Here is a 24881-nt window from a genome sequence, read left to right on the forward strand (position 1 = left end):
GCAACAACCCCTTGGGCAACAACCCCTGTCGCACCTGTCGACAGGGCGCTACTCTGCCATGATGCAAGTGCATTCGCCGCAGTTCAAGGAACGAGCATCCGCCGCCCTGGCCGATGCCCCATTGCAGAAGGCGCTGACGCGCTTCCGCGACGGTTTCCAGGCCAAACGGGCCGCCGCCGTGGCCGGGCTGCCGGAATTCGAGGCGCTGCGCGACGTGGCGCGGGACATCAAGAACCACACGCTGGCGCATCTGGATTTCTACCTGGAACGCTATGCCGACAATGTGGAGCGCGCGGGCGGCGTGGTGCACTGGTGCCCGACCGCCGACGATGCGCGAGCCGCCGTGCTCAAGATCTGCCAGGATGCCGGGGCGCGCACCGTCACCAAGGGCAAGTCCATGATCAGCGAGGAGCTGGGCATCAACGCCCATCTCGAAGCGCATGGCATGGAGCCGGTGGAGACCGACCTCGGCGAGTACATCCTGCAGGTGCGCGATGAGCCGCCGAGCCACATCATCGCCCCCGCCTTCCACCTGAACCGGGAGGATTGGGAGGACAGTTTCCGCCGCGCGCATACCGAGTTGCCGGCCGACCGCGAATTCCACGAACGCCGGGACATCCTGACCGAGGCCCGCGCGCGGCTGCGCAACAAGTTCCTGACCGCCGATGTCGGCATCACCGGCGCCAACTTCCTGATCGCGGAAACCGGCACCAGCGTCATCGTCACGAATGAGGGCAATGGCGACCTGACGCAGACGCTGCCGCGCGTCCACATCGTGCTGGCCAGCATCGAGAAGATGGTCCCGACGCTGGAGGATGCCTGCACCTTCATCCGCCTGCTGGCGCGCAGCGCCACCGGCCAGGACCTGTCGGTCTACACCACCTTCTCGACCGGGCACCGCCGCGAACCCGATCTGGACGGGCCCGAGGAATACCATGTGGTGCTGATCGACAACGGCCGGTCGGGCATGCTGGGCACCGAGTTCCAGGACATGCTGCGCTGCATCCGCTGCGCCGCCTGCATGAACCACTGCCCGGTCTATGGCGCGATCGGCGGGCATGCCTATGGCTGGGTGTATCCGGGGCCGATGGGCAGCGTGCTGACCCCCACGCTGAAGGGCGTGGACAAGGCGGGCCACCTGCCCAATGCCAGCACCTTCTGCGGCCGGTGCGAGAGCGTCTGCCCGGTGAAGATCCCGCTGCCATCCCTGATGCGGCATTGGCGGGAACGCGAGTTCGAGCGCCACCTGACACCCCCGGTTGCGCGCCGCGCGCTGGGCTTCTGGGCGTGGTTCGCCAAGCGGCCGGCGGCCTATCGGCTGGCCACCAGGCTGGGGGCGCGCACGCTGAAGCTGCTGGGGCGCGGGCGGGGTGCCTTCCAGTCCCTGCCCTTCGCCGGCGGCTGGACCGCGGGGCGCGACCTGCCGGTGCCCGAGGGCGGCACCTTCATGGCGCAATACGCCCGGCGCCAGCGCGGCAAGACATGAGCGATGTCCGAACCGCCGAAAGCCCGATACCAGACCACGCTGCAATGGCTGCTGGCCGGCGAGCAGCCCCCTTCCGAGATCGAGGCGAAACTGAACCGCATCGAGGACGCGCTGAAACGCGCCGAGGCCGCGATGAAACCCAAGGCCCCCGCGCATGAGCCGTGACACAATCCTGAATTCCATCCGCCGCGGGCTGAAGCGCGGCCCGCTGCCGGCCGACCAGAAGGCGATGCTGGACTCGCGGCTGATGGCGCACCCCACGCACATCATCCCCGCGCGTTCACGCCTGCCGCGGCCGCAGCAGGTGGCGCTGTTCATCGCCAATCTGGAAAAGGAATTCGCCACCGCCGCGCGCGTGCCCGATGCCGATTCCGTGCCCGCCGCCGTGGCGGACTATCTGGCCGCACAGAACCTGCCGGCGCGCTTCGCCATGGCGCCGCACCCGATGCTGGCGGCCATGCCGTGGGACCGCTTCCCGATGCTCTCCTTCGAGGCGCGGCGCGGCCAGGGCAGCGACCAGGCCAGCCTGCAGCACGGCTTCGCCGGCATCGCGGAGACCGGCACGCTGATGCTGCCCAGCGCCCCCGAGCGCCCGACCAGCCTGAACCTGCTGCCCGATGCCGCCATGGTGGTGCTGCGCGCCAGCGACATCGTGGGCGCCTATGAGGAAGCCTGGGCGAAGCTGCGCGCGACCAACCAGGATGCGCTGACCGGCGGCTTCATGCCGCGCAACGTCATGCTGGTCACCGGCCCCTCTCGCAGCGCGGACATCGAGCAGACGCTGGAGCTCGGCGCCCATGGCCCGCGTAACCTGCATGTGATCATCGTGGACGACGACCCGGCCGCCATCCCTGACGCGCTGGCCTGAACCGCCAGACCGTTCTACACCGCAGGCCATGGACATCACCGCCATTGCCTCCGCCATCCTCATGGGCCTGGTCGAGGGGCTGACCGAGTTCCTCCCGATCTCCTCCACCGGCCACCTGATCCTGCTGGGTCATGTGATCGGCTTCGAGGGGCCGCCCGGCAAGGTGTTCGAGATCGGCATCCAGCTGGGTGCCATCCTGGCGGTGGTGGTGCTGTACTGGGGCAAGCTGTGGGGCATCGTGACCGGCATGGCGCGCCCCAACACGGCCGAGCGCTTCTACGCCACCAACATCATCCTGGCCTTCCTGCCGGCCATGGTGCTGGGCGCGACCCTGCATGGGCCCATCACGCGGCTGCTGTTCAACCCCTGGGTGGTCAGCGTCATGCTGATCCTGGGCGGCATCGCCATCATCGCGATCGAGCGCAAGATGCCCGAGCCCGAGATCCATTCCGTGCCGCAGATCGGCCCGCTGGCCGCCGTCATCATCGGCCTCGGCCAGTCGCTGGCGATGATCCCGGGCACCTCGCGCTCCGGCGCCACCATCATCACCGCCCTGCTGCTGCGCGTAGACCGCAAGACGGCGGCCGAATTCAGCTTCATCCTGGCCATCCCCACCATGCTGGCCGCCACCGCCTACAGCCTGCTGAAGGCGCGGGACGAGATCTCGATGGACGGCTTCGGCCTGGTGATCATCGGCTTCGTGGTGGCCTTCGTGGTGGCGCTGCTGGTGGTGCGCGCGGCCGTAGGCTTTATCGGCCGCGTGGGGTTCACACCCTTCGGCTGGTACCGGATCGTGCTGGGTGTGCTGATGCTGATCGCGCTGAGCGTGGTGGGATAATCTTCTTTTTCTGAAGAAAAAGAAGCAAAAAGACTTTTCGAGTTGTGGAGCGCATCCCTGGAAGTGATGCACCCCAAACTCTCAAAAGTTTTTTGGTTCTTTTTTACAAAAAAGAACGATACTCCTATCCCCTTATCTGCTTTCGCAGCACATGCTTCTGGATCTTGCCCGTGCTGGTCTTGGGCACTTCCTGGAAGATCACCCGTTTCGGCGCCTTGAAATGCGCGATCACGGTGCGGACATGGGCGATCAGCTCCATGTCCGATGCCTCGGCCCCCGCCTTCAGTTCCACGAAAGCGCAGGGAACTTCGCCCCATTTGTCGTCCGGCTGGGCCACCACCGCCGCCACGGCCACCGCCGGATGCTTGTACAGCGCATCCTCCACCTCGATGCTGCTGATGTTCTCGCCGCCCGAGATGATGATGTCCTTGCTGCGGTCCTTCAGCTGGATGTAGCCGCCGGGGTGGCGCACCGCGAGGTCTCCGGTGTGGAACCAGCCGCCCTCGAAGGCCTTGGTCGTGGCGGCCTCGTCCTTCAGATAGCCCTTCATCACGACGTTGCCGCGCATCATCACCTCGCCCATCGTCTCGCCGTCGGCGGGCACGGGGGCGAGGGTTTCGGGGTCCAGCACCTCCAGCCCTTCCAGCGCGTGATAGCGCACGCCCTGGCGGGCCATCAGCGCGGCCTGGTCGGGGCCAGGCAGGGCGCGCCATTCGGCGTGCCACTCATTCACCACCGAGGGGCCGTAGCATTCCGTCAGCCCATAGACATGCACCACGCCGAAGCCCGCCTGGCGCATGGCGGCCAGCACGGCCTCTGGCGGGGGTGCGCCGGCCACGACGAAGCTGACCTCACGGCCCAGGTCGCGTTTCTCCTCGGCGGGGGTGGCCAGCAGCGTGGACATCACGATGGGCGCGCCGCACATGTGGGTCACGGCGTGCTCGGCCATCAGCTGCCACATCAGCGGCCCGCGCACGGCGCGCAGGCACACATGGGTGCCGGCCAGCGCGGTGATGGTCCAGGGGAAGCACCAGCCGTTGCAGTGGAACATCGGCAGCGTCCAGAGATAGGACGGGTGGCGGGGAATATCCCCCGACAGCACATTGCCGATCGCCAGCAGATGCGCGCCGCGATGGTGATAGACGACACCCTTCGGCCGGCCCGTGGTGCCGGAGGTGTAGTTGAGGGTGATCGCGTCCCATTCGTCGGCCGGGGGCGTCCAGGCGAAATGCGCATCGCCGCGCCGCAGGAAATCCTCGTAATCCACGCCGCCAAGCGTTTCCTCGCTGGGGGCGGTGTGGTCGTTCACCTCGATGATGGTGGGGCGGCGGGCGGTGTGTTCCAGCGCCTGGCGCAGCAGGGGCACCAGTTCCCGGTCCACCAGGATGGCCCGTGCCTCTCCGTGGTCCAGGATATAGGCGATGGTGTCGGCATCGAGCCGCGTGTTGATGGCGTTCAGCACGCAGCCGGCCATGGGCACGCCGTAATGGGCCTCCAGCATCTCCGGAATGTTGGGCAGCAGGGCGGCGACGGTGTCCCCGCGGCCGAGCCCCAACTGAGACAGCGCATCGGCCAGCCTCACGCAGCGGTCGCGCAGTTCGGCATAGTTACGCCTGATGGTTCCATGCACCACGGCCAACCGCTTCGGATGCACGGACGCCGCGCGCTCCATGAAATGCAGCGGCGTCAGCGCCTGATGGTTGGCGGGCATTTGGCCCAGCCCGTCCTCGAATTTCCGAGGATGCGGATGGAGATCCATCACTGTTTTTTCCCTGGACGTTTATTCAGGAAGGCGTCGATCCCTTCCCTGGCATCTGCGGCCATCAGGTTTTCTACCATGACGGCCGACGCGATGTCATAGGCTTCCTGCAACGACCGCCCCTCCTGCGCCAGGAAGCCCGCCTTGCCCATGCGGATGGTGGTTTCGCCGCGCGCGGCGATGCCCGCGGCCAGTTCCAGCGCGGCGGCGCGGGCATCGGGCACCACGCGGTTGACCAACCCCAGGGCGGCGGCTTCCTCGGCGGGGACCAGCCGGCCGGTCAGCAGCATCTCCATGGCCTGCTTGCGCCCCGCATTGCGGGAAAGGGCGACGGCAGGGGTGGAACAGAACAGGCCGATATCCACGCCGGGCGTGCAGAACTTCGCGGCGGGGGTGGCCACGGCCAGGTCGCAGCTGGCCACCAGCTGGCAGCCCGCGGCGGTGGCGATGCCTTCCACGGCGGCGATGACCGGCACGGGGTGTTCCACCACCGCGCGCATCGCGGCGGAACAGGCCGCCATGGTGCGGGTGAAGAAGCCGCGCCCGCCATCGGGCTCCGCGCGGGCGGCGGTCAGTTCGCGCAGGTCATGCCCGGCGCAGAAGGCCGGGCCTTCGGCCAGCAGCACGACGGCGCGGGCGTCCTGTGCGCGGGCCAGCGCGGCGGACAGGGCCTGAAGCATCTCCAGCGACAGCGCGTTGCGCTGGGCCGGGCGGTCCAGGGTGATGAGCGCCACGCCGTCCGGCCGGCGCTCCTCGCGCAGCAGGGTCATGATCGTTTTCCTCCGTTGAACGGAGGATAGAGCGATCAGCCCTCGCCGCCGATAGCCCCCGATATGGCGCGCGCCGCCGCCAGCACGGCGTCGGTGGCTTCCTGCACGGATTGGCCGGGCGCGGCCGCCGGGATCCAGGCGACGGAAATGGCCGCCACCGTGGTGCCCGCCGCATCCTTCACCGGCGCGCCGATGCTGGTCACGCCCGGCAGGTTCTCGCCCTGGATCATGGCATAGCCCTGGGCGCGGATGCCGGGCAGCTGGGCCACCACCTCCGCCGGGTCGGTCAGCGTGTCGGCCGTGACGGGGTGCAACGGGCCGGGGCCCAGCAGGGCCAGCGCCGCCTCATCGGACATGCCGGCCAGCAGGCATTTGCCCATGGCGGTGGAATGCAGCCAGCCCAGGTCGCCGGGGGCGGAGCGGATGCCGATGGGGCCGTTGGACTGCAGCGTGACCATGTACAGCGCGCGTTCCCCGCGCAGGGCGCCCAGATAGGAATTGAACCCCCGCGCCGCCATGGGGGCGAAGGCCTTGGCGGCGGCCTCGGTCATGCGGTCGCGCACGTCCAGCCGGGCCGCGATGGCCATCAGTTTGGGGCCCAGCCGGTAACGGCGGCTGGCTTCCTCCTGTTCCAGCCAGCCCTCATGCGCCATCGTGTTGATCAGGCGCTGGGCGATGGCCGGCGCCAGGCCGGAACGGCGCGCCAGGTCCCGCACGCCCAGGGGGGCGGCCTCCGACAGCTCGGCCAATATGGCGAGGCCGCGCTGAAGCGATTGATTCTGGCTGATGTCGCTCATGCGATCATTCTGGCCGGATGATGTGCGCGCCGGGAAGGCATCATCTGGTGGCACCGTTCCGTTTTCTCCCATTGGCAGGTTGTCTAGGCTGGAACATCGTTCCATTATGCCTGTGTGCCGTTCCTCCGAGGGAAAATCAACCGATGATCAGCCTCACCCGCCGCGCGGCGCTTGCCGCCCCGTTCCTGTCGGCGCCCGGAATGGCCCGCGCGCAATCCTGGCCGAACCGTCCCATCCGCATGATCGTCCCGTTTCCGCCCGGCGGCGGCGTGGACCTGACCGCCCGCCTGCTGGCGGAACCCCTGGGGCATGAGCTGGGCCAGACCGTTGTGGTGGAAAACCGCGGCGGGGCGGGCGGTGTGATCGGGGTGGAGGCGATGTCGCGTGCCGCCCCCGACGGCTACACCCTGTCGCTGGACGGCGCCGGCACCATCACGGCCGGGCCGCACCTGCGCCGCCTGCCCTATGATGCGCTGAACCTGGGGCACATCACCCGCCTGGTGCGCATGCCCTTCATCATGGCGGTGCGGAACACCCTGCCCGCGCATACCCTGCCGGAATTCCTCGCCCTCGCCCGCCAGGGCGGGCTGCGCTACGCCAGCGGCGGGCCTGGAACAAGCCAGCACCTGACCGGTGAGCTGTTCAACCAGATGGCCCGCGTCTCGATCGAGCACGTGCCCTATCGCGGCACCGGCCCCGCGCTGAACGACCTCGCGGCCGGCATCGTCGATGTCTATTACGGGGACCCCGCGACGCTCGGCATCGTCAACAACGGCCAGGCGCGCGCCATGGCCGTGACCTCGCCCGAACGCTGGCCGCTGCTGCCCGACGCCCCCGCCGTGGCCGAGGCCGTGCCCGGCTATGTCAGTGAGAACTGGTACGGGCTGGCCGCGCCCGCCGGCACGCCGGATGCCATTCTGGACCAGCTGAACGCCGCCATCGCCAAGGTCATGGCCGAGCCCGCCACCCATCGCCGCTTCGACGAGGCCGGGCTGCACCCCGCCACGATGGGACGCGCCGCCTACCTCGACTTCCTTCGCCAGGACAGCGTGACCTGGGGCCGCGTGGTGACCACCGGCAACATCCGGATCGGCGACTGACCTTCCTCCTTCTCTCTCTACAGAACTAGCGAGACACCGCATGCGCACCCGCTTGGCCGTCGATATCGGCGGCACCTTCACCGACCTGGTGCTGGAAACCCCATCCGGCACCCATTCGCACAAGCTGCTGACCACCCCCGCCGCCCCGGAAAAGGCGGTGCTGGACGGCACCGAGCAGCTGCTGGCCAAGGCCGGTGTCTCGCCCGCCGCGGTGGAGCTGGTGCTGCACGGCACGACGCTGGCCACCAACGCCCTGATCGAGCGCAAGGGTGCCCGCACCGCGCTGATCACGACCGAGGGTTTCCGCGACAGCGTCGAAATCGCCTATGAGCACCGCTTCGCGCAGTACGACATCTACATGGAGCGCCCGGCCCCGCTGGTCGCGCGTCCGCTGCGCCTTGAAGTGCCCGAGCGTATCGCCGCCGACGGCGAGGTGCTGATCCCGATGGACGAGGCCGCCTTCGACGGCATCGTGGAAACCCTGAAGGCCAACCGCATCGAGGCGGTGGCCGTCTGCTTCCTGCACGCCTTCACCAATGACGCGCATGAGCGCCGCGCCGGTGAGATCCTGGCGGCGAAGCTGCCGGGCGTTTCCATCTCGCTGTCCTGCGACGTGTGCCCGGAAGTGCGCGAATACGACCGCGCCAGCACCACCATCGCCAACGCCTATGTCCGCCCGCTGATGGATACCTACCTGGCGCGGCTGCAGCAGGGGCTCGCGGCCTTCGGGGTGGCGTCTCCGGTGTTGATGATGATGTCCTCGGGCGGGTTGTGCACGGTGGAGGCCGCGCGGCTCTACCCCGTGCGCCTCGTTGAGAGCGGTCCCGCCGGCGGCGCCATCCTGGCCCGCCAGGTCGCCGCGCAGAATGAGCTGGAGAAGGTTCTCGCCTTCGACATGGGCGGCACCACCGCGAAGCTGACCCTGATCGAGAAGGGCCGGTTCCACATGGCCCGCAGCTTCGAGGTCGCGCGCGCCTATCGCTTCGTGCAGGGCAGCGGCCTGCCCATCCGCATCCCCGTCATCGAGCTGGTGGAGATCGGCGCGGGCGGTGGTTCCATCGCCCGGCGCGACGCGCTGGGCCGCATCCAGGTGGGTCCGGATTCCGCTTCCTCCGTCCCCGGCCCGGCCTGCTACGGGCTGGGCGGCACCGACCCCACCGTGACCGACGCCGACCTGCTGCTGGGCCGGCTGGACCCCGCGCGCTTCGCGGGCGGGCGGCTCGCGCTGCATGAGGACAAGGCGGCCGCCGCCATGGCGCCGCTGGGTTCAGATGGCGCGGTCGGCATCGCCGAAATCGTGGACGAGACGATGGCGAGCGCCGCGCGCGTCCATGCCGTGGAAAACGGCGAGGACACCGCGGGCCGCACCATGATCGCCTTCGGCGGCGCGGCCCCGCTGCACGCCGCGCGTCTGGCGCAGAAGCTCGGCATCCGGCGCGTGCTGGTGCCCAAGGGTGCGGGCGTGGGGTCTGCCTATGGCTTCCTCGCGGCGCCGATCGGGTTCGAGGTGGTGCGCACGCGCTACATGCGCATCGCGACGCTGGATGCCGCCGTGCTGGACGCGATGTTCGAGGACATGCGCGCCGAGGCCGAGGCGGTGGTGCGCCAGGCCGGCCCGAAGGGTGAGCTGGTGGAAACCCGCACCGCCTTCATGCGCTATCGCGGCCAGGGCCACGAGATCAGCGTGACGGTCACGCCCGGCGCCACCGCCGAAAGCCTGTATGCCGCCTTCGTCGAGAGCTATCGCGGCGTGTTCGGCCGCGCCATCCCCGGCCTGCAGGCCGAGGTGATGACCTGGGCGCTGTCGCTGAGCGAGCCGGTGGCCGACCCCGACAAGGTCGTGGCGGTGCCGGCCCTCGCGGCCCCCGCCCCCATCGCGCTTCGCCCGCTGACCGACCCGGCGGACGGCATCACCCGCGATGCCGCCGTGCAGCCGCGCGACAGCCTGCCCGCCGGGACCCAGGTGCCCGGCCCCGCCCTGATCATCGAGGACGAGACCACCACCGTGGTGCCCTTCGGCTGGACGGGCACGATCAACGCCGCGGGCCAGATTCTGCTGGAACAGAGCCTGCTGGAGACCACGCCATGAACGACATCCGCCTGCAGGTGATGTGGAACCGCCTGCTTTCCGTGGTCGAGGAACAGGGCCGCACCCTGGTCCGCACCGCCTTCTCCACCAGCGCGCGCGAGGCCGGCGACATTTCGGCCGGCGTGTTCGACGTGCAGGGCCGCATGCTGGCCCAGGCCGTGACCGGCACGCCGGGGCACATCAACTCGATGGCGCGCAGCGTGAAGTTCTTCCTCGACCGCATCCCGGCCGAGACGATGAAGCCGGGCGACCACTATTTCACCAACGACCCCTGGATGGGCACGGGGCATCTGTACGACATCGTCGTCACCTCGCCCGCCTTCCATAAGGGCAAGCTGGTCGGCCTGTTTTCCTGCACCGTGCATGTCGTCGATATCGGCGGCATCGGCATGTCGTCGGACGCCAAGCAGGTCTATCAGGAAGGGCTGCGCCTGCCGATCATGCCCGTCGCCCGCCAGGGCGTGGTGGATGAATGGATCATGGACCTGGTGCGCGCCAATGTGCGTGAGCCGGTGCAGGTCGAAGGCGACATCTACGCGCTGATGGCCTGCAACGAGACGGGCGAACGCCGCCTGTCCGACATGCTGACCGAGAACAACCTCGACGACCTCGAAATGCTGGGTGAGCACATCATCACCCGCAGCCGGGCCGCGATGCAGGCCGAGATCGCGAAGCTGCCCAAGGGCAGCTGGTCCAGCCACATGCGCATCGACGGCATGGAGGCGCCGATCGACCTGCACGCCAAGCTGACGGTGCATGACGACCATATCGAGGTGGATTACGCCGGAAGCTCGGGCCAGAGCGGCTTCGGCATCAACTGCCCCTATTGCTACACCGATGCCTACACCGCCTTCGGCGTGCGCTGCATCGTGGGGCCGGAGGTGCCGAACAACTACGGCAGCCTGGAAGTCATCAAGGTGACGGCGCCGGAAGGCACCATCGTGAACGCGATGTTCCCGGCTGCCGTGAACGCCCGCAGCACCATCGGCCACATGCTGCCCGACGTGGTCTACGGCGCGCTGGACCAGGCCCTGCCCGGCCGCGTGCCGGCCGAGGGCACGTCCAACCTGTGGAACCTGAAGCTGGGCGCGGGTTCCGGCCTGACCGGCCCCACCGAGAACCCCTTCATGGTGGTGATGTTCCATTCGGGCGGCGCGGGCGCGCGCCCGAACCAGCACGGCCTGTCGGCCACGCCTTTCCCCTCCGGCGTGAAGAACGTGCCGGTCGAGGTCACGGAAACCGTGGCCCCGCTTGTGGTGTGGAAGAAGGCGCTGCGCGACGGTTCGGGCGGTGCGGGCAAGTGGCGCGGCGGCGACGGGCAGATCATGGAGGTCAGCCACCGCCATAATGAGCCCTTCGCGATCTTCGCCACCTTCGAGCGCGTGAAATACCCCGCGCGCGGCCGCAACGGCGGTGCGGATGGCGCGAACGGCGTGGTGCGTCTGGGCAGCGGGCCGGATCTGCGGCCCAAGGGCATGCAGGTGATCCCGGCCGGCGACCGGCTGGTGGTGGAAATGCCGGGCGGCGGCGGCATGGGCACGCCGGATTGATGCAACCCAGCGCGTGAGCGGCGTTTATCCTCTGGTGCCCAGAGGATAGGCGACGCCCATGAACATCCTGCGCAAGGCGGCCACGGCACTTTTGCTGGCCGCCACGCTTTCGGCCTGCGCGATGACGCCGCCGGCCCCCGCCGAGAGGGTTCTCGCCTCCGGCCGCAACTACCTTCTGCTGGATGCGCGGCGGGGTCTGGGGCCCGCGCCGCTGGTGGTCGCCCTGCATGGCGGCGGCGGGTCAGCCAGCTTCATGATGCAGCGCTGGGCCGACACGGCGCGGGAACAGGGCTTCATCCTGGCCGTGCCCAACGGCACGGGCCGCATGCCCGGTGCCGGCACCTGGAACGCCAGCGGCTGCTGCGGTGAGGCCCAGGGCCAGCGCGTGGACGACATCGCCTTCATCAATCAGGTGATCGCTGACGCGGTCGGCGCGGCGCAGGTCGATCAGTCACGCATCTTCGTGGTGGGCTTTTCCAACGGCGGCATGCTGGCCCACCGCATCGCCATCGCCGAGGGCCGGCGCCTGGCCGGGGTGGCGGTGGTGGCCGGCGGCATGTTCGGCGACGAGGCGCCAGCCCAGGCCCCGGTGCCCATGATGATGATCCATGGCCGGCGCGACACCGCCGTGCCGTATGAGGGCGGCGTCAGCCCCAACCCGCGCGTGGCGCGGTTCCAGACCCAGCCCTTCCTGCCGGTGCGGCAGGCGCTGGAGTACTGGCGCCGCGCCGACGGCTGCACCGATGCCCGTGCCGTGGAGACCGAGGGCGACGCGACCATCGAGAACTACGATGGCTGCGCCGTGCGCCTGGTCAGCCTGAACCAGGAGGAACATGGCTGGCCGCGGGGCACGACCGCCATGATCTGGAACTTCTTCCGGGCGCTGCCTAGTCGGTGACGGTGATGCCCAGCTCCCGCACCAGCGGGCGCCAGCGGGCATCCTCGGCGGCCAGGTATCGCGCGCTTTCGGCCTGGCCCAGGCCGACCACCTCGGCGCCCTGCTGGGTCATGCGCTCCCGGAAGGCAGGCGCCAGGGCGGCCGTGGTGGCGGCTTCCGCCAGGCGGGCCATGATGGCGTCCGGCGTGCCGGCGGGGGCCATCAGCATGGACCAGATGGAACCGGAGATCGCGGGATAGCCCTGCTCGGCGGCCGTGGGCACGTCGGGGAGTGCCGCGGAACGGCGCGGGTCGAAGGTGGCCAGCGCGCGCAGGCGGCCTGCCTGGATGTTGGGCAGCACCTCCAGCGTCGGGCCAGGATAGAAGCGCAGGATGCCCGCGATGGTGTCCGTCATGCCCTGGGCCGGGGTGCGGTAGGATACCTGGACGAGGTCCAGCCCCTCCTGCTTCGCCAGCAGCGCGGTGATGAGGTGCAGCGGAGAGCCGGGGCCGGGCGAGCCGTAGGTGGCGCCGGGGTTCGCCTTCGCCCAGGCGATGAACTCCCGCATGTTGGTCGCCGGGATGGCCGGGTTCACGGTCAGCACCAGCGGGTAATAGGCCAGCAGCGAGATCGGCTTCAGGTCCTTCGCCGGGTCATAGCCGGCGTTCGGCATGAACATGGGCGTGATGTAGCTGGGCGGGGGCGCCAGCAGCAGCGTGTAGCCGTCGGGCGCCGCGCGGGCGACCTGTGCCGCGCCCAGCGTGCCGATGGCGCCCGGGCGGTTGTCCACCACCACAGGCTGGCCCCAGGCCTGCTGCAGGGCCTGGCCCAGGGCGCGGGCCATGATGTCGGACGCGCTGCCGGGGCCGAGCGGCACGATGATGGTCACGGCGCGCGCGGGGAAGCTCTGCGCCAGCGCGGGGGTGGCCAAGAGGGGCGAGGCAAGCAGGGACAGGCCCTGGCGGCGGGTCAGGCTCATCGCTGGTTCTCCAACGGGCGCGGCGGCGCGGTTTCGCGGAATGCGGTTTCTGATACTACTGTCATACAATACGATAATCTGGACAGGCGGACCGGTCCCTGTCAACAAACGGCTTGCACGCGAAATAAGCGCGCGGGGCCTCGCTGCCTGTCGACAGGGCCCGCGTGCCGCATTACGCGGCAGCCGTGATGGAAAGAGATGAGATGAACAAGTTCGACCTGCGCGTCTCCGAGGGGCCGAACCTGGTGCGGGACGAGGCGCTGCGCCGCCTGCGCGCCGCCATCGTCGACGGCGTCTACAACCCCGGCGACCGGCTGATCGAGCGCGAGCTGTGCGAGCGCATGGCCATCAGCCGCACCTCCGTGCGGGAGGTGCTGCGCCAGCTGGAATCCGAGCAGCTGATCCGGGTGGAGCCTCGGCGCGGGCCGGTGGTCGCGGCCATCTCGGCCGAGCAGGCGCGCGACATCTACGAATTCCGGCGCATGCTGGAGCCCGCGGCCGTCCGGCTGTTCATGGAGCGCGCCGGCAAGACCGAGCTGAAGCAGCTGCGCGCCGCGATCGAGGCCTTCCGCACGGCGGTGGAGACGACCCATCTGGGCGGCATGGTGGAATCCATGGCCGACTTCTACGAGACCCTGTTCCGGGGCGCCGGCAACAGCGAAATCCGCGCCGTGGGCGGCCGCATGCTGGCGCGCATCAGCGCGCTGCGCCGGGCCAGCATGTCACGCCCCGGCCGCGCGCCGCACAGCCTGCGAGAGATGGAGCAGCTGTGCGCGGCGATCGAGGCCGGGGACAAGGACAAGGCCGCCGAGGCCGCGGCGCGGCATGTGGATGAGGCGCGGGCCGCGGTGCTGGGGTGATTCTGTTCTTTTCTGGAAACTGGGTGTGGCGCCCGCGCTGAACGGCACCACACCAGGCTCGAAAAGTCCTTTTGCTTCTTTTTCTTCAGGAAAAGAAGATCACTGCTTCAATGCGCCGCCCCGGAGAAGTCCATCGGCAGCCTGCACTGTGCCACCCGCACATTGCGGATCGCCGCCGGAGTGTTCCGGCTGCGCCCGACGAAGCGCGGCACCGCATCGGTGAACACCGCCGCCACCGCCGGCACGTCGCCGTTGCTCAGCGCCGTCAGGGCGTTGTCGCAGGCGCCGCCGGCGCAGGCGTCGATCAGCACCACATCCGCGTCCTTGCCCACCTGCAGGAATCCGCTGTTGAGGCGGTAGGTGCGGGCATTGTTGCCGGTCGCGGCCGCAATGGCGCGGGTGGGGTCCATCCCGGCCAGGCTGGCCAGGTGGCTGATGGTGTAGAGCATGCCGAGCGGCATGATGCCGCTGCCGGTCGGCGTGTCGGTGGCGATCAGGAGGCGCTCGGGCTGCCCCGCCTCGTCCAGCAGCTTCCAGGTCTTCAAGGCGGTGCGCAGATTGCCCGCGGTGCAGATCTGCATCGCGACATCGCTCTCATTCACCAACCGGGCGAAGCCTTCCTCAGGCATGGCGACGGGGCCGCCATTCACGTGGAAGGAGACATGGGCGTTGGCGGCAAGAACGTGTTCGGCCCAGATGCCCGAGGAGCCTGGGATGGAGGAGCCGCCCGTGTGCATGGTGGTGACCATGCCGTGCTTGCGGGCCCAGCCCATGGGTTCGGCATAGCCATAGGGCGTCTCGAAGGCGCCGAAACCGGCCTTGGCCAGCCACAGCCCGGCCGCCGCCAGCTCCGCGATATCGGCCTCGGTCAGGCCGGGCTCCAGGATGATGGAGCCGGCATGCACCCGCATCCCGCCGGGGCGGTAGTTCAGGAAACACGCGCGCGCGGCCAAAGCCAGCGCCTTCACCCCCGCCGGGTCCTTCGGGCGGCCGGGCACATGCACCTCGGAGGCGGTGATGGAGCTGGTCACGCCGCCATGCAGGTAGCTTTCCAGGAAGCCCACCACCTTCTGGCGCGGGGTATAGTCGCCGAAGGTGATGTGGACGTGGCTGTCGATCAGCCCCGGCATGGCGATGGTGCCGGCGGCATCCACCACCACATCGGCGGCCTCGATCTGCGAAGGCGTGACGCTGCCCACCGCGGTGATGACGCCGTCCTCCAGCAGGATGGCGTCACCCGGGGCGGTGGGGGCGTTGATGTCGCCCGTGACGATGCCGCCCAGGTTGACGATGGCGGTCCTCAACGCAGGCCGTCCTTGCCCCCGATCTCGCTGGCCTTCAGGCCACCGACGCGGGCACCGATACGGCCGCGATTGGCCAGCACGACGATCAGCGCGACCTCATCCGGGGCGGGGGTGTCGGGCGGCAGGGTGACGGAGACGCCGTCATAATGGCTGCGCACATACAGCGCGTCCTTATGCGCCAGCGGCACGTCGATCAGCACGCCAGGGCCGGCCAGCTTGGTGAAGGACGGGATCCAGGCCATGGCACCGCCGACCGCCAGGCGCATCGGCTCGGCGAAGGTGGTGGTCAGCATGGCGTTGGCGTGTTCCTGCTCGCCGGCGATGCCGACGACGCCGCCCTTGCCGTAGCTCTCGATCGGCAGGCCGCCCATGGCCTCCACGGCGATCCTGGCCAGCAGCTCGCCCACGGCCTCGCTGTCGGCGGTCATCTGGGACAGGTCCTCGACATACCGGCCCGCGGCGGGGTTCTTCACCACCGCGATGGCCGCCACCTTGCGCAGCGGCGCCTCACCGCCCGGCGCGATGCGGTTCTCGACGGTGGTCATCCAGCGGCGGATCTCGAGGGCCATGGAATTTCCTTTGCAGGCTGCGTTGCGTGTTTCGGTGATCTTATCATATCGTCATACAAGAACACCGCAACCATGGAGTGGCGCGCATGCAAGGCACCGGCATCCTGTTCTCCGAAATGACGCCCCCGCCGGGCCGTGAGGACGCGTTCCACGCCTGGTATGACGAGGAACACATCCCCCTGCGCATGGCCGTGCCGGGCTTCCTCAGCGGGCAGCGCTATGGCGTCGATGGCGGCTTCCTGGCGGTGTATGAGATGACGGACCTCTCGGCGCTGACTACCCCGGCCTATGATGTGGTGAAGAACCAGCCGAGCGCGCTGACGAAGGACATGCTGGCGAATGTGTCGGGCTTCACCCGCTATCTCGCCCGCGAGATGTCGGTGCAGCGCAAGCCCGATCTGGGCGGCAAGGCGCTGATGGCCCCCCTGCTCTATTCCGTGTTCTTCAACGTGCCCGAGGACCGGCTGGCCGAGTTCGACGCCTGGTATGAGCAGGACCATGTGCCCCTGCTGATGGAAAGCCCGGATTGGTGGATGGTGCGCCGCTTCGCCATCACGGTGGCCGACCCGGTGCCGTTCAACCGGCTGGCGCTGCATTACCTGGGCAGCATGGATGCCATGACCTCACCCGCGCGGGAGAAGGCGCGCAACACCCCCTGGCGCGCGAAGCTGGCCGCCGAGCCCTGGTTCAAGGGCACCTACAAGGTGTTCGAGCAGCACGGCCCGCGCCAGACGGGGCGCGTCGCCTAACCCAGCCCGTCGGGCTCCAGCACCAGCACCGGCTCGCCGGTGCCCAGCATGCCCACGGCCGACAGCGCCGGCAGCGCCGCCAGAGACGGATGCAAGGGCCGCAGCAGCAGATCGGTGCGCTGGGCCACCCGCTCCACCGTCAGGCCCAGCCGCCCGGCGGGGCGGTCCAGCACCACCGTGCCGCCCGGCGGGGCCTCCGGCAGGCCCAGCGCGGCTTCCAGCGTGACCAGCGACAGGCCTTCCGCCTCGGCGCCCGGCGGAAGCACCTCGACCACGCGCCCGGCCGGCAGGCCATAGGCATGACCGCCCGCCTCCACCAGCAGCACGGGCTGGATGGCGGCACTCACCGGCAGGGTCAGGGTGAAGGAGGTTCCCTCACCCGGGCGGCTGCCGATCGCCATGTGCCCGCCCGCCCGGCGCACCGCGTCATGCACCACATCGAGCCCCACGCCACGGCCCGAAACCTCCGTCACCTCCGCCTTGGTGGAGAAGCCCGGGCGCAGCAGCAGCGCATGGGTCGCGGCCTCGGACAGGGCGGTGCCGGGCGGGATCAGGCCGCGCGCCTCGGCGGTGCGGCGCACGGCGGCGGCGTCGATGCCGCGCCCGTCATCGGCGATCACGATGCGCACCTGGCCCGGCAGGCGCTGGGCAGAGACGCTCAGCACCGCTTCCTCGGGCTTGGTGCCGCGCTGGCCGGGGGGCTCCACGCCATGGTCCACCGCATTGCGCACCAGGTGCAGCAGCGGGTCGGCCAGCATCTCGATCAGGCTGCGGTCGATGCGCACATCCTCACCCGACATTTCCAGCCGCACGGGCTTGCCCGCGCCCTCGGCCACGGCGCGCACCGCGCGCGGCAGGCGCTGGAACAGGGTGCCGAGCGGCACCACGCGCAGTTCCAGCACCGCCTCATCCAGCTGCCGCATGGACAGCGTCATGCGCGATTCGGTGGAGCTGACGCGGTTGCGCAGCCGCCTCAGCTGCGCGGAGGCATTGGCGATCTGCCGGGCGGGTTCGCCCTCGAGCCGGTATTCCAGCGCGGCCAGCGTGGCATGCGCGGCGGGGCCGGAGGGGTCCTTCAGCACTTCCGACAGCGCGGCGGCGGCCGCGCGCACCTCGGCGGCCAGGGTGATGATGTTGTCCACCACCTCCTGCCGCACGCGCAGGGTGGGGTGCAGGCTGGCGGGGGTCGCGGGCTCGGGCGGCGGCAGGGCCGCCGGCTGCAGGGACAGCACATGCCGCGCCTCAGGGTCCGCCAGGGTCAGGGCGGCACGCAGCGCCTCCTCCTCGGCGGCCGACGCCAGCAGAAGGTCCAGCTGCGGCGTGGCGGCACCGGGCACGGCCATGCTGCCCAGCACCTCACCGGCGCCGCGCAGCCAGAACTCCAGCGCGGCCTCGTCCTCGGCCGCGCCGCCCGTCACGGCGCGCACGCGCCACAGGCGCTGGCCGGAATCGAGCGCCAGCAAGGTGCGCCGCGCGGCATCGGCCGACAGGCTGGCCGCGAAATCCGGCGGCAGCCGCGTATCCACCGCCAGGCCAGGCGTGGCCAGCGCGTCCAGCGCGCCGAGCGTGCCGGTCGCCAGCGCGGCCGCCAGGGCGGGGCGCCCGGCATCCAGCATGGCGCGCGCATCGGCATCGGCGGCGCGGAAGGCGAGGTCCTGCACGCGGCGCAGGGCGGTCTCGGCGGCCGCGTCGCCCAGCGCATGGGCGGCGTCGGCCGCGTCGCGCGCGCGGGCCATGTCATCCGGCGCGGCGGCCAGCCATTGCAGCACCGGCGCGGGCGGCAAGGCGGGCTGGGGCAGTGCGGGCAGCGGCTCGCCCGCCTGTTCGGCCAGCAGGGCCAGCATCGCCCACAGCCGGCCGATGGCCGGCAGGTCCATGGGCCCTTCCAGGGCACGGGCCAGGCGGGGCAGCCCGACCTCACGCGCGGCGAAGGCCAGGTCGGGGTCCGCCTCGCCCGCCGCCAGGCGGGGCGCCGATTCCAGTAGCAGGCCCAGCAGGCTGGCCTTCAGCGGATCGCCCCGCGGGGCGGCCGGAGCCGGCGCGGCAGGTTTCGCGGCGAGGGGGGCGGGCGCGCCCAGCAGGGCGGCCAGCGCATCCAGCACCGGCTGCGGCGCGGGCAGGTCCTCATCGCGGTTCAGCAGGGCGGCGCGGGCGGCGCGCAGCGCATCGGCGGCGGCCAGCAGCGGCAGGGCGGCGGCATCCAGCGCCAGCTCCCCCTTGCGGGCGGCACCCAGCGCATCCTCGGCCCGGTGCGCCAACGCCTTCATGCCGCCGGCGCCCACCGCGTCGCTCATGCCCTTCAGCGAATGGAAGGCGCGGAACAGCGCGTCCACCGTCGGCCGGTCGGTGCCGCCGCGCGACAGCGTGGCCTCGATGGTGTCGAGATGCTCCTCGCTCTCGGCGGCGAATTCGGCGCGCAGGCCGGGATCAAGCGGCATCGGGCAACCCCAGCACGCGCCGTGCGGCGTCCAGCACGGCGTGGCCGCGCCGCTCGGCCATGTCCAGGCTGATGGCGCCCGACGGCTTGGCCACCACGCCGGCGGCACCCAGCCGCAGCGCCTGCAACGCCACCTCGCTGCCCGGCTGCGCGGCGGATGACACGACCAGGACCTCTCCGGGGCCGGTCAGCGCCCAGCGGCGCAGCACGCCCAAGCCATCCAGCCGCGGCATCTCGATGTCCAGGAAGGTCAGGTCGGGCTTCAGCCCGGCCATGGCGGTCAGGGCGGCCTCGCCGTCCTCGGCCTCGCCCAGCAGGCGCAGGGCGGGTTCGGCGGCGATGATCTCCCGCATCAGGCGGCGCATAGTGGGGCTGTCATCCACGATCAGCACGCCCATGGGACCGCCGCCGGAGGCCGGGCCGTTCAGCGACTGCGGCAGGGCGGCCAGTTCCTCGGCCGAGAGCGCGTCGTCATAGGCAAGCCCCGCTGCCTCCGCGAGGCCGCGCAACGTCACGCGCGCGCCTTCGTCCCCGGCGGCGAGCCGGGCGCAGGCGGTGCCCCATTCCTCCATCAGCGCGGCGAGCAGTTCCTCGTCCATGCCGGGCATCATGGACCGGGGGCGGGCACGGCCGCCAGGGTGTTGATCCGCCGGCCGAGCTCGGTGGGGGTGCCGGTCTCGGCATCCGGGGCCACGGCCAGCAGGGCGCCGGGCATGCCGGGCACCACGCAGCTGGCCGCGCTCTGCGCCAGCAGGGCGAAGCCGCGCCGCGCCAGGCCGGCCGCGCCCTGGGCACCGTCCTGGCCCATGCCGGTCAGCACCACGGCGATGCCCCCGCGCGCGGCGATGGCGGCCGAGGCGAACAGCACATCCACCGAGGGATGCGCCGCGCTGGATCGCGCGGAAAGCCGCAGCCAGAAGCCGTCGCTGCGGCGGACCAGGGCGCCGTCCTCGCCGCCCGGGATCAGCACCACCTGGCCTTCCGCCAGGCGCAGCCCATCGGCCGCGACGGAGACCGCGATGCCGCTCTGCCGCGACAGGGCACGGGCCAGGTCGGGCGCCATGCCGGCGGGCATGTGCTGGGCCACCACCACCGGCAGCGGCGGCCGGCCCATGGCGGACAGCAATTCCCCCAGCGCATCGGGCCCGCCGGTGGAGGCACCGACCACCACGATTTCCGCGGCACCGCGCGGCGGCGGCTCCGCGCCCGGCACCGGCGGGGCGGCCGCGCGGCGTGCCTGATGCGCGGCACCCCAATGGCGCAGGCGCCCGCGCAGCTCGCGGTCCAGATGGCCCAGGTCCAGCCCGCCCAGCCCGGTTTCCTTGCTGACCCAATCCGTCGCGCCGGCGCGCATGGCGGCCAGCGCCATGGCGGAGCCCTCGGAGGTATGGTGGCTGACCATCACCACCGCCGGCGGGCTGGGCGCGGCCATGATGCGGCGCGTGGCCTCCAGCCCGTCCAGGCCCGGCATCTCGATGTCCATGGCGATCACGTCGGGCTGCAACCGCGTCATCTGTTCCAGCGCGGCCGCGCCATCCGGGGCCTCACCCACCACGCGCAGGTCGCCGTCGGCCTCGATGATGCGGCGCAGGGCCAGGCGCATGAAGGCGCTGTCGTCCACCACCATGACCCTGATGGGCGCGGTGCTCATGCGCCGCGCGCCAGCCAGGCGGGAGAGAGCACGGGCACCGGCGCGCCGTCCACGAAGGCGCTGGCCAGGATCGGCGCGCCGGTGCCGGGGGTGATGTCGGCTTCGCGCACTTGGCGCAGCCCCTCGATGGCCGACACCGCGACGGCGACGGGCCCCATCAGCCGCAGCAGGGGCAATTCGGCCTGGCCGAGCACAGGCGGCAGGGACAGCGCCTCACCCGCGTCCAGCACCGGCAGCACCTGGCCGCGATGGGCGACGGCTGCGTGCACGGTCTCACCGCCCGGGGTGCGGGCCAGCGGCTGCGGGGGCAGCACGGCCTCCACCTCCAGCGCCGGCAGGGCGAAGCGTTCGGCGCCGACGCGCCACAGCAGCAGCGGCTGGCTGGGCTGGGGCGGGGTCAGCGCGGGCTGGCGGGCGCGGGGCGCCAGGGGGCGCGCTTCCTCCGGAATGCTGTCCAGCGAGCCCTCATCGGCATCGGGCGCCGCATCCGTGACGGGCAGGCCGAACAGACCGCCATCCAGTTCGACCAGCGCCAGCAGGGGCTGTTCCGCCGGCGCGGTCAGCACCAGCGCGGCGCCGCCGGGCACGGCGGCCAGCCCCGCCACCCCGGCCGGCGCGAAGGGCAGCGGGCGCAGCTCCGGCATCGGAACGATGCGGCGCAGGCGCGCACGCGGGATGACCAGCGCGGACGCCCCCTGCCGCAGCAGGCGCATGCCGGGGGTGGTGCCTTCCCGCACCCGGCGGGCGGGGGCGAGGGGCAGGCTGGGCAGCAGGTCCCGGCGCGCGCGCTCATGCTGCGGGCGCTCGGGGCCGGGTTCGGCCAGCAGGGTCTCGCCGTCGAAATGCCAGCGGGTGCCGGGGCGTTCGGCCACGCCCTCAGGGTCGATCACGGGCCAGGCCTGGCTGGCGTGAAAGCCCATCAGCCCCCCGCCCGGCAGGCGGCGCAGCAGCGGCGGGCGCAGCAGGCAGGTCGATTCAGCCATGGCGGTACAGCCCATGGGCCAGCGGCACGAACGGCGCCCCCGCGCGGTCCGTGGGGCCGAGCGCCAGCAACCCGCCGGGCAGAACATGCCGCGCGAGGCCCTCCAGCACCGTCCGCTTCGCTGCCTCGGTCATGTAGATCAGGACATTGCGGCAAAGCGCCACGTCGAAACAACCCAGATCATCCGGCAGGTCCGTCAGGCTGGCGCGGCGGAAGGCCAGGCAATCCCGCAGGGCCGGGTGCAGGCGCGGCACCTCTCCGGCGCCGCGGAACCAGGGGCGATAGGCGTCGGGCACCTGGGCCAGGGGCTGGCCCATGCGCAGCCCGATCTCGCCGGTCTCGGCGTCGTTCAGGGCGATGCGGCTGATGTCCAGGCCCAGAACCCGGATGGCGGTGCCGGGGGCGTGCAGCATGGCCGCATGCTGGGCGATGGCAGCCAGGGTATAGGCTTCCTCACCCGTCGCGCAGCCGGCGGAAAGCAGGGCAAAGGGGCGGCCGGCCGCGCGCGCGGCCAGCAGCAGGGGCGGCAGGGCGGCCTCCAGCGCCGCCAGCTGCCCCGGTGAGCGGAACAGGCTGGTTTCCTGCACCGTGGTGGCATCGAGCAGCGCCGCCCAGCCGGCATCATCCAGGCTGGGGTCCGGCGCGAGTTGCCGCAGCAACGGGGCGGCGCGGTCCAGCCGCGCCTCCAGCACCGGGCTGGGGGCCAGCCCGGCCAGGGCGGAAAGCCCGGCCAGGGCGCGGCCGCGCGAACTCAGCCCGCGGTCGCTTCGTCGAGCGTGGCGAAAGCCGGGATGATCTTGTCGAAGCCCGAGATCTCGAACACCTCACGCACGGCCGGCTGCAGCCCGGCCAGCGCGAACTTCGCGCCCTTGCCCTTGGCTTCCTTGGCCAGCTTCAGCAGCAGGCGCAGCCCGGCGGAGGAAACATAGCGCACCGCCGTCAGGTCCAGCACCAGGCCGGGCGCCGCGATGGCGGGCAGCAGCGTGGTTTCGGCCTGGGGGGCGGTGGCGGTGTCGAGCCGCCCTTCCAGCTTCGCCACCTGCAGCCCGGCGGCGGAGGACATCGTGATCTGCATGGTCGGTCCCGATCCTTGTGTGTGTAAGTCTAGCTTATTCCGCCGCCGCATCCAGGGTCAGGGCGAGGTGGTTTTTATCGCCCTGCCGGCTATAGGCCGCGCTGCTTGCCAGTTTGCGAACGAAGTGGACGCCCAGCCCGCCCACCTCGCGGTCCTCCAGCGCCGCCTCGGTGTCCGCTTCATCGGCGGCGAGAGGGTCGAAGGCCGGGCCGTCGTCGGTGAGGGAGAAGCGCAGCACCCCGCCCTCCAGCGCCAGATCGGCCTGGAAGAAGGTGGCGCCCGTGCCGTGCATCACGACATTCGCCGCCAGTTCCTCCGCCAGCAGCATGAGGCGGGAGGCCGCCTTGATGGGCAGCTCATGCTCGTCGGTGAAGGCTTCCAGCGCCTCCAGCAGGGCGGTCACGCTGTCGGTGGTGGGCGGCAGATGGAGGCTGAGGGTCGCTGTCACGGGGCGCAGCCCTCCTCGGCCAGGATCTGGCGGACGGTTTCCTCCGCCACGCCGTCGGCAGTGAACACATCCCCCGCGCCGCGCATCAGGATGAAACGCAGCGCGCCGTCGCGCGCCTTCTTGTCGGACCGCATGCGCCCGATCAGCCGGTCGATCGAGAAGCCGCGCGGCAGGTCGCGGATGCGGGCGGGGCCGCCCATCGCGGCAATGTGTTCGACCACGCGGCCGGGCCATTCCTGCGCCCCGTGGCCCAGGCGCGCCGACAGCATCGCGGCCAGGCCGAGGCCCACGCCCACCGCCTCGCCATGCAGCAGGCTGCCGTCATAGCCGCACTCGGCCTCAAGGGCATGGGCGAAGGTATGGCCCAGGTTCAGCAGCGCGCGGCCGCCTTCGGGGGCTTCCTCGAACTCGTCGGCCGTGACGACGGCGGATTTCAGCTTGCAGCTTTCCAGCACGGCGTGGGTCAGCGCGGCGGGGTCGCCGGCCAGGGCGGCGGCGCCATGCGCCTCGCACCAATCCCACAACGGGCCCTGCAGCAGCCCGTGCTTGGCCACCTCGCCCCAGCCCGCGCGCAGCTCACGCACCGGCAGGGTCGTCAGCGTCGAGGTATCGGCCAGCACGGCGCGCGGCTGGTGGAAGGCGCCCAGCAGGTTCTTGCCCTGGGCGGTGTTGATGCCGGTCTTGCCGCCCACCGAGCTGTCCACCTGGGCCAGCAGCGAGGTCGGGCATTGCACGAAGGGCAGGCCGCGCAGCACGGAGGCCGCGGCGAAGCCCGCCAGGTCCCCCACGACGCCGCCGCCCAGCGCGAACACCGCCGTGCGGCGGTCCGGGCGGGCGGCCAGGATGGCTTCCACCACCCCCTGCCAGACGGCCATGGACTTCGCGCCCTCACCGGGGGCGACCACGCATTCGGTCAGGATGGAGAAGCCCGCATCCTCCAGGCCCAGGCGCAGGCTGGGGCCCCAGACGCCCGCGACATTCTGGTCGGTGACGATGATGGCCTTCTTCGAGGGCAGCACATCCGCCAGCAGCCCGCCGGCGCGCGCCAGCAGGCCCGGGCCGGTCAGGATGTCATAGCCGTGCCGGCCGAGCGGGACATGCAGCTTCGCGGGCGCGCGGTGGGTGGCCAGCGCCTGTTCCACCCGGCGGGTGGTGGCGTCCGGGTGCTCATCGGTGCAGTCCACGATCAGGTCGGCCTCGGCGAAGATGGGGTGGCGGGCGGCGGCCAGGCGCGCCAGCACCTCGGCCGGGTCCTGGTTGACGAACATGGGGCGGTGCTCACGCCCGGCCACGCGCCGCTGCAGCACCGGAAGCGGGCAGCGCAGCCAGAGGGAGACCGCATCCGGGGCTTCCTTGATCGCGGCGCGGGTCGCGGCATCGGCGAAGGCGCCGCCGCCGGTGGCCAGCACCAGCGGCCCCTCGGCCAGCAGGCGCGTGATCACCCGGCGTTCGCCGTCGCGGAAATGCGGCTCTCCGTATTTGGCGAAGATCTCCGTGATCGGGATGCCGGCGGCGGATTCGATCTCATGGTCGGCATCACGGAAGGGCAGACCCAGCTTCGCCGCCAGGCGGCGGCCAATGGAGGTCTTGCCCGCACCGGGCATGCCGATGAGGACGATGGATTTCCGCCCGGACGCGGTATCCTCTTTTGATGGCAGGGGCGTTTCCTGCTGCGCCAGGTTGCGTGACACGG

Annotated in this window: 24 protein-coding genes; 10 read left to right on the forward strand and 14 right to left on the reverse strand. The window is 71.0% G+C overall.

The genetic code is table 11. The features are described 5' to 3' along the window. Nucleotides 1–58: 58 nt before the first annotated feature. Genes EOD42_RS03735 through EOD42_RS03745 form a run of 4 tightly spaced genes read left to right on the forward strand, consistent with a single transcriptional unit; the run spans nt 59 to nt 3192 of the window. The gene (locus tag EOD42_RS03735; RefSeq protein WP_456307939.1) at nt 59–1486 is read left to right on the forward strand and encodes a LutB/LldF family L-lactate oxidation iron-sulfur protein; all 1428 of its coding nucleotides are present in this window, start codon (nt 59–61) and stop codon (nt 1484–1486) included. Between the two features lie 3 nt (nt 1487–1489). After that, the gene (locus tag EOD42_RS25800; protein WP_164867761.1) at nt 1490–1651 is read left to right on the forward strand and encodes a hypothetical protein; all 162 of its coding nucleotides are present in this window, start codon (nt 1490–1492) and stop codon (nt 1649–1651) included. Continuing rightward, nucleotides 1641–2354 carry a LutC/YkgG family protein gene (locus EOD42_RS03740; RefSeq protein WP_127786019.1) on the forward strand — a complete coding sequence of 238 codons (714 nt, stop codon included), beginning with the start codon at nt 1641–1643 and terminating at the stop codon, nt 2352–2354. Before EOD42_RS25800 ends, EOD42_RS03740 begins: the two co-directional genes overlap by 11 nt. A 28-nt stretch (nt 2355–2382) precedes the next feature. Then, nucleotides 2383–3192 carry an undecaprenyl-diphosphate phosphatase gene (locus tag EOD42_RS03745; RefSeq protein ID WP_127786021.1) on the forward strand — a complete coding sequence of 270 codons (810 nt, stop codon included), beginning with the start codon at nt 2383–2385 and terminating at the stop codon, nt 3190–3192. 124 nt (nt 3193–3316) lie between these two features. Here the strand turns inward: EOD42_RS03745 and EOD42_RS03750 are convergent, their stop codons facing one another. From EOD42_RS03750 to EOD42_RS03760, 3 genes are read right to left on the reverse strand one after another with little or no spacing between them, the layout of a single operon-like run. Next, nucleotides 3317–4951 (reverse strand): acyl-CoA synthetase, encoded by a 1635-nt coding sequence (locus tag EOD42_RS03750; protein ID WP_127786023.1) that lies wholly within the window; start codon nt 4949–4951, stop codon nt 3317–3319. Then, nucleotides 4951–5721, reverse strand: a complete 771-nt coding sequence (locus tag EOD42_RS03755) for an enoyl-CoA hydratase (RefSeq protein WP_127786025.1) — start codon at nt 5719–5721, stop codon at nt 4951–4953. The genes EOD42_RS03750 and EOD42_RS03755 overlap by 1 nt, the downstream gene beginning before the upstream one ends. A gap of 35 nt (nt 5722–5756) precedes the next feature. Beyond that, entirely contained in the window at nt 5757–6518 is a 762-nt protein-coding gene (locus EOD42_RS03760) for an IclR family transcriptional regulator (protein WP_164867762.1), read from the reverse strand. A gap of 143 nt (nt 6519–6661) precedes the next feature. Between EOD42_RS03760 and EOD42_RS03765 the strand changes: the two genes are divergently transcribed. The 4 genes from EOD42_RS03765 to EOD42_RS03780 are packed head-to-tail and all read left to right on the forward strand — an operon-like array spanning nt 6662 to nt 12155. Further along, complete coding sequence (locus EOD42_RS03765) at nt 6662–7618, forward strand: Bug family tripartite tricarboxylate transporter substrate binding protein (protein WP_164867763.1); 957 nt, start codon at nt 6662–6664, stop codon at nt 7616–7618. Between the two features lie 40 nt (nt 7619–7658). Next, the gene (locus EOD42_RS03770) at nt 7659–9707 is read left to right on the forward strand and encodes a hydantoinase/oxoprolinase family protein (RefSeq protein ID WP_127786031.1); all 2049 of its coding nucleotides are present in this window, start codon (nt 7659–7661) and stop codon (nt 9705–9707) included. Continuing rightward, entirely contained in the window at nt 9704–11257 is a 1554-nt protein-coding gene (locus EOD42_RS03775; RefSeq protein WP_127786033.1) for a hydantoinase B/oxoprolinase family protein, read from the forward strand. The genes EOD42_RS03770 and EOD42_RS03775 overlap by 4 nt, the downstream gene beginning before the upstream one ends. Nucleotides 11258–11315: 58 nt before the next feature. Continuing rightward, a complete protein-coding gene (locus tag EOD42_RS03780; RefSeq protein ID WP_127786035.1) occupies nt 11316–12155 on the forward strand; it encodes an alpha/beta hydrolase family esterase in 840 nt (279 codons plus the stop codon). Here EOD42_RS03780 and EOD42_RS03785 read toward each other — a convergent pair. Beyond that, nucleotides 12145–13113 carry a Bug family tripartite tricarboxylate transporter substrate binding protein gene (locus EOD42_RS03785; protein ID WP_127786037.1) on the reverse strand — a complete coding sequence of 323 codons (969 nt, stop codon included), beginning with the start codon at nt 13111–13113 and terminating at the stop codon, nt 12145–12147. The genes EOD42_RS03780 and EOD42_RS03785 overlap by 11 nt on opposite strands. Nucleotides 13114–13316: 203 nt before the next feature. Between EOD42_RS03785 and EOD42_RS03790 the strand changes: the two genes are divergently transcribed. Then, nucleotides 13317–13973, forward strand: coding sequence for a GntR family transcriptional regulator (locus EOD42_RS03790; protein WP_164867764.1), 657 nt, complete (start codon nt 13317–13319; stop codon nt 13971–13973). 107 nt (nt 13974–14080) lie between these two features. On the opposite strand, the gene EOD42_RS03795 is transcribed toward EOD42_RS03790, so the two are convergent. After that, nucleotides 14081–15277, reverse strand: a complete 1197-nt coding sequence (locus EOD42_RS03795; RefSeq protein WP_127786040.1) for an amidohydrolase family protein — start codon at nt 15275–15277, stop codon at nt 14081–14083. Continuing rightward, complete coding sequence (locus EOD42_RS03800) at nt 15274–15846, reverse strand: amino acid synthesis family protein (RefSeq protein ID WP_127786042.1); 573 nt, start codon at nt 15844–15846, stop codon at nt 15274–15276. The genes EOD42_RS03795 and EOD42_RS03800 overlap by 4 nt, the downstream gene beginning before the upstream one ends. An 86-nt stretch (nt 15847–15932) precedes the next feature. Here EOD42_RS03800 and EOD42_RS03805 point away from each other — a divergent pair, with 86 nt between their 5' ends. After that, nucleotides 15933–16595: a DUF4286 family protein gene (locus tag EOD42_RS03805; RefSeq protein WP_127786044.1), complete on the forward strand. Its 663-nt coding sequence runs from the start codon at nt 15933–15935 to the stop codon at nt 16593–16595. On the opposite strand, the gene EOD42_RS03810 is transcribed toward EOD42_RS03805, so the two are convergent. The 8 genes from EOD42_RS03810 to EOD42_RS03845 are packed head-to-tail and all read right to left on the reverse strand — an operon-like array spanning nt 16592 to nt 24879. After that, nucleotides 16592–19033, reverse strand: coding sequence for a chemotaxis protein CheA (locus EOD42_RS03810; protein WP_127786046.1), 2442 nt, complete (start codon nt 19031–19033; stop codon nt 16592–16594). The genes EOD42_RS03805 and EOD42_RS03810 overlap by 4 nt on opposite strands. After that, nucleotides 19023–19631: a response regulator gene (locus tag EOD42_RS03815; protein WP_206020227.1), complete on the reverse strand. Its 609-nt coding sequence runs from the start codon at nt 19629–19631 to the stop codon at nt 19023–19025. The genes EOD42_RS03810 and EOD42_RS03815 overlap by 11 nt, the downstream gene beginning before the upstream one ends. A gap of 8 nt (nt 19632–19639) precedes the next feature. After that, nucleotides 19640–20683 (reverse strand): chemotaxis protein CheB, encoded by a 1044-nt coding sequence (locus tag EOD42_RS03820; protein WP_127786048.1) that lies wholly within the window; start codon nt 20681–20683, stop codon nt 19640–19642. After that, entirely contained in the window at nt 20680–21666 is a 987-nt protein-coding gene (locus EOD42_RS03825; RefSeq protein WP_127786050.1) for a chemotaxis protein CheW, read from the reverse strand. The genes EOD42_RS03820 and EOD42_RS03825 overlap by 4 nt, the downstream gene beginning before the upstream one ends. Next, entirely contained in the window at nt 21659–22357 is a 699-nt protein-coding gene (locus tag EOD42_RS03830; RefSeq protein ID WP_164867765.1) for a CheR family methyltransferase, read from the reverse strand. The genes EOD42_RS03825 and EOD42_RS03830 overlap by 8 nt, the downstream gene beginning before the upstream one ends. A gap of 59 nt (nt 22358–22416) precedes the next feature. Then, nucleotides 22417–22740, reverse strand: coding sequence for an STAS domain-containing protein (locus tag EOD42_RS03835; protein ID WP_127786054.1), 324 nt, complete (start codon nt 22738–22740; stop codon nt 22417–22419). A gap of 34 nt (nt 22741–22774) precedes the next feature. Further along, nucleotides 22775–23188 carry an ATP-binding protein gene (locus EOD42_RS25805; RefSeq protein ID WP_164867766.1) on the reverse strand — a complete coding sequence of 138 codons (414 nt, stop codon included), beginning with the start codon at nt 23186–23188 and terminating at the stop codon, nt 22775–22777. Beyond that, the gene (locus EOD42_RS03845) at nt 23185–24879 is read right to left on the reverse strand and encodes a shikimate kinase (protein ID WP_240654860.1); all 1695 of its coding nucleotides are present in this window, start codon (nt 24877–24879) and stop codon (nt 23185–23187) included. The genes EOD42_RS25805 and EOD42_RS03845 overlap by 4 nt, the downstream gene beginning before the upstream one ends. Nucleotides 24880–24881 lie beyond the last annotated feature (2 nt).

The organism is Rhodovarius crocodyli (genome assembly GCF_004005855.1).
GTDB classification, from domain to species: domain Bacteria; phylum Pseudomonadota; class Alphaproteobacteria; order Acetobacterales; family Acetobacteraceae; genus Rhodovarius; species Rhodovarius crocodyli.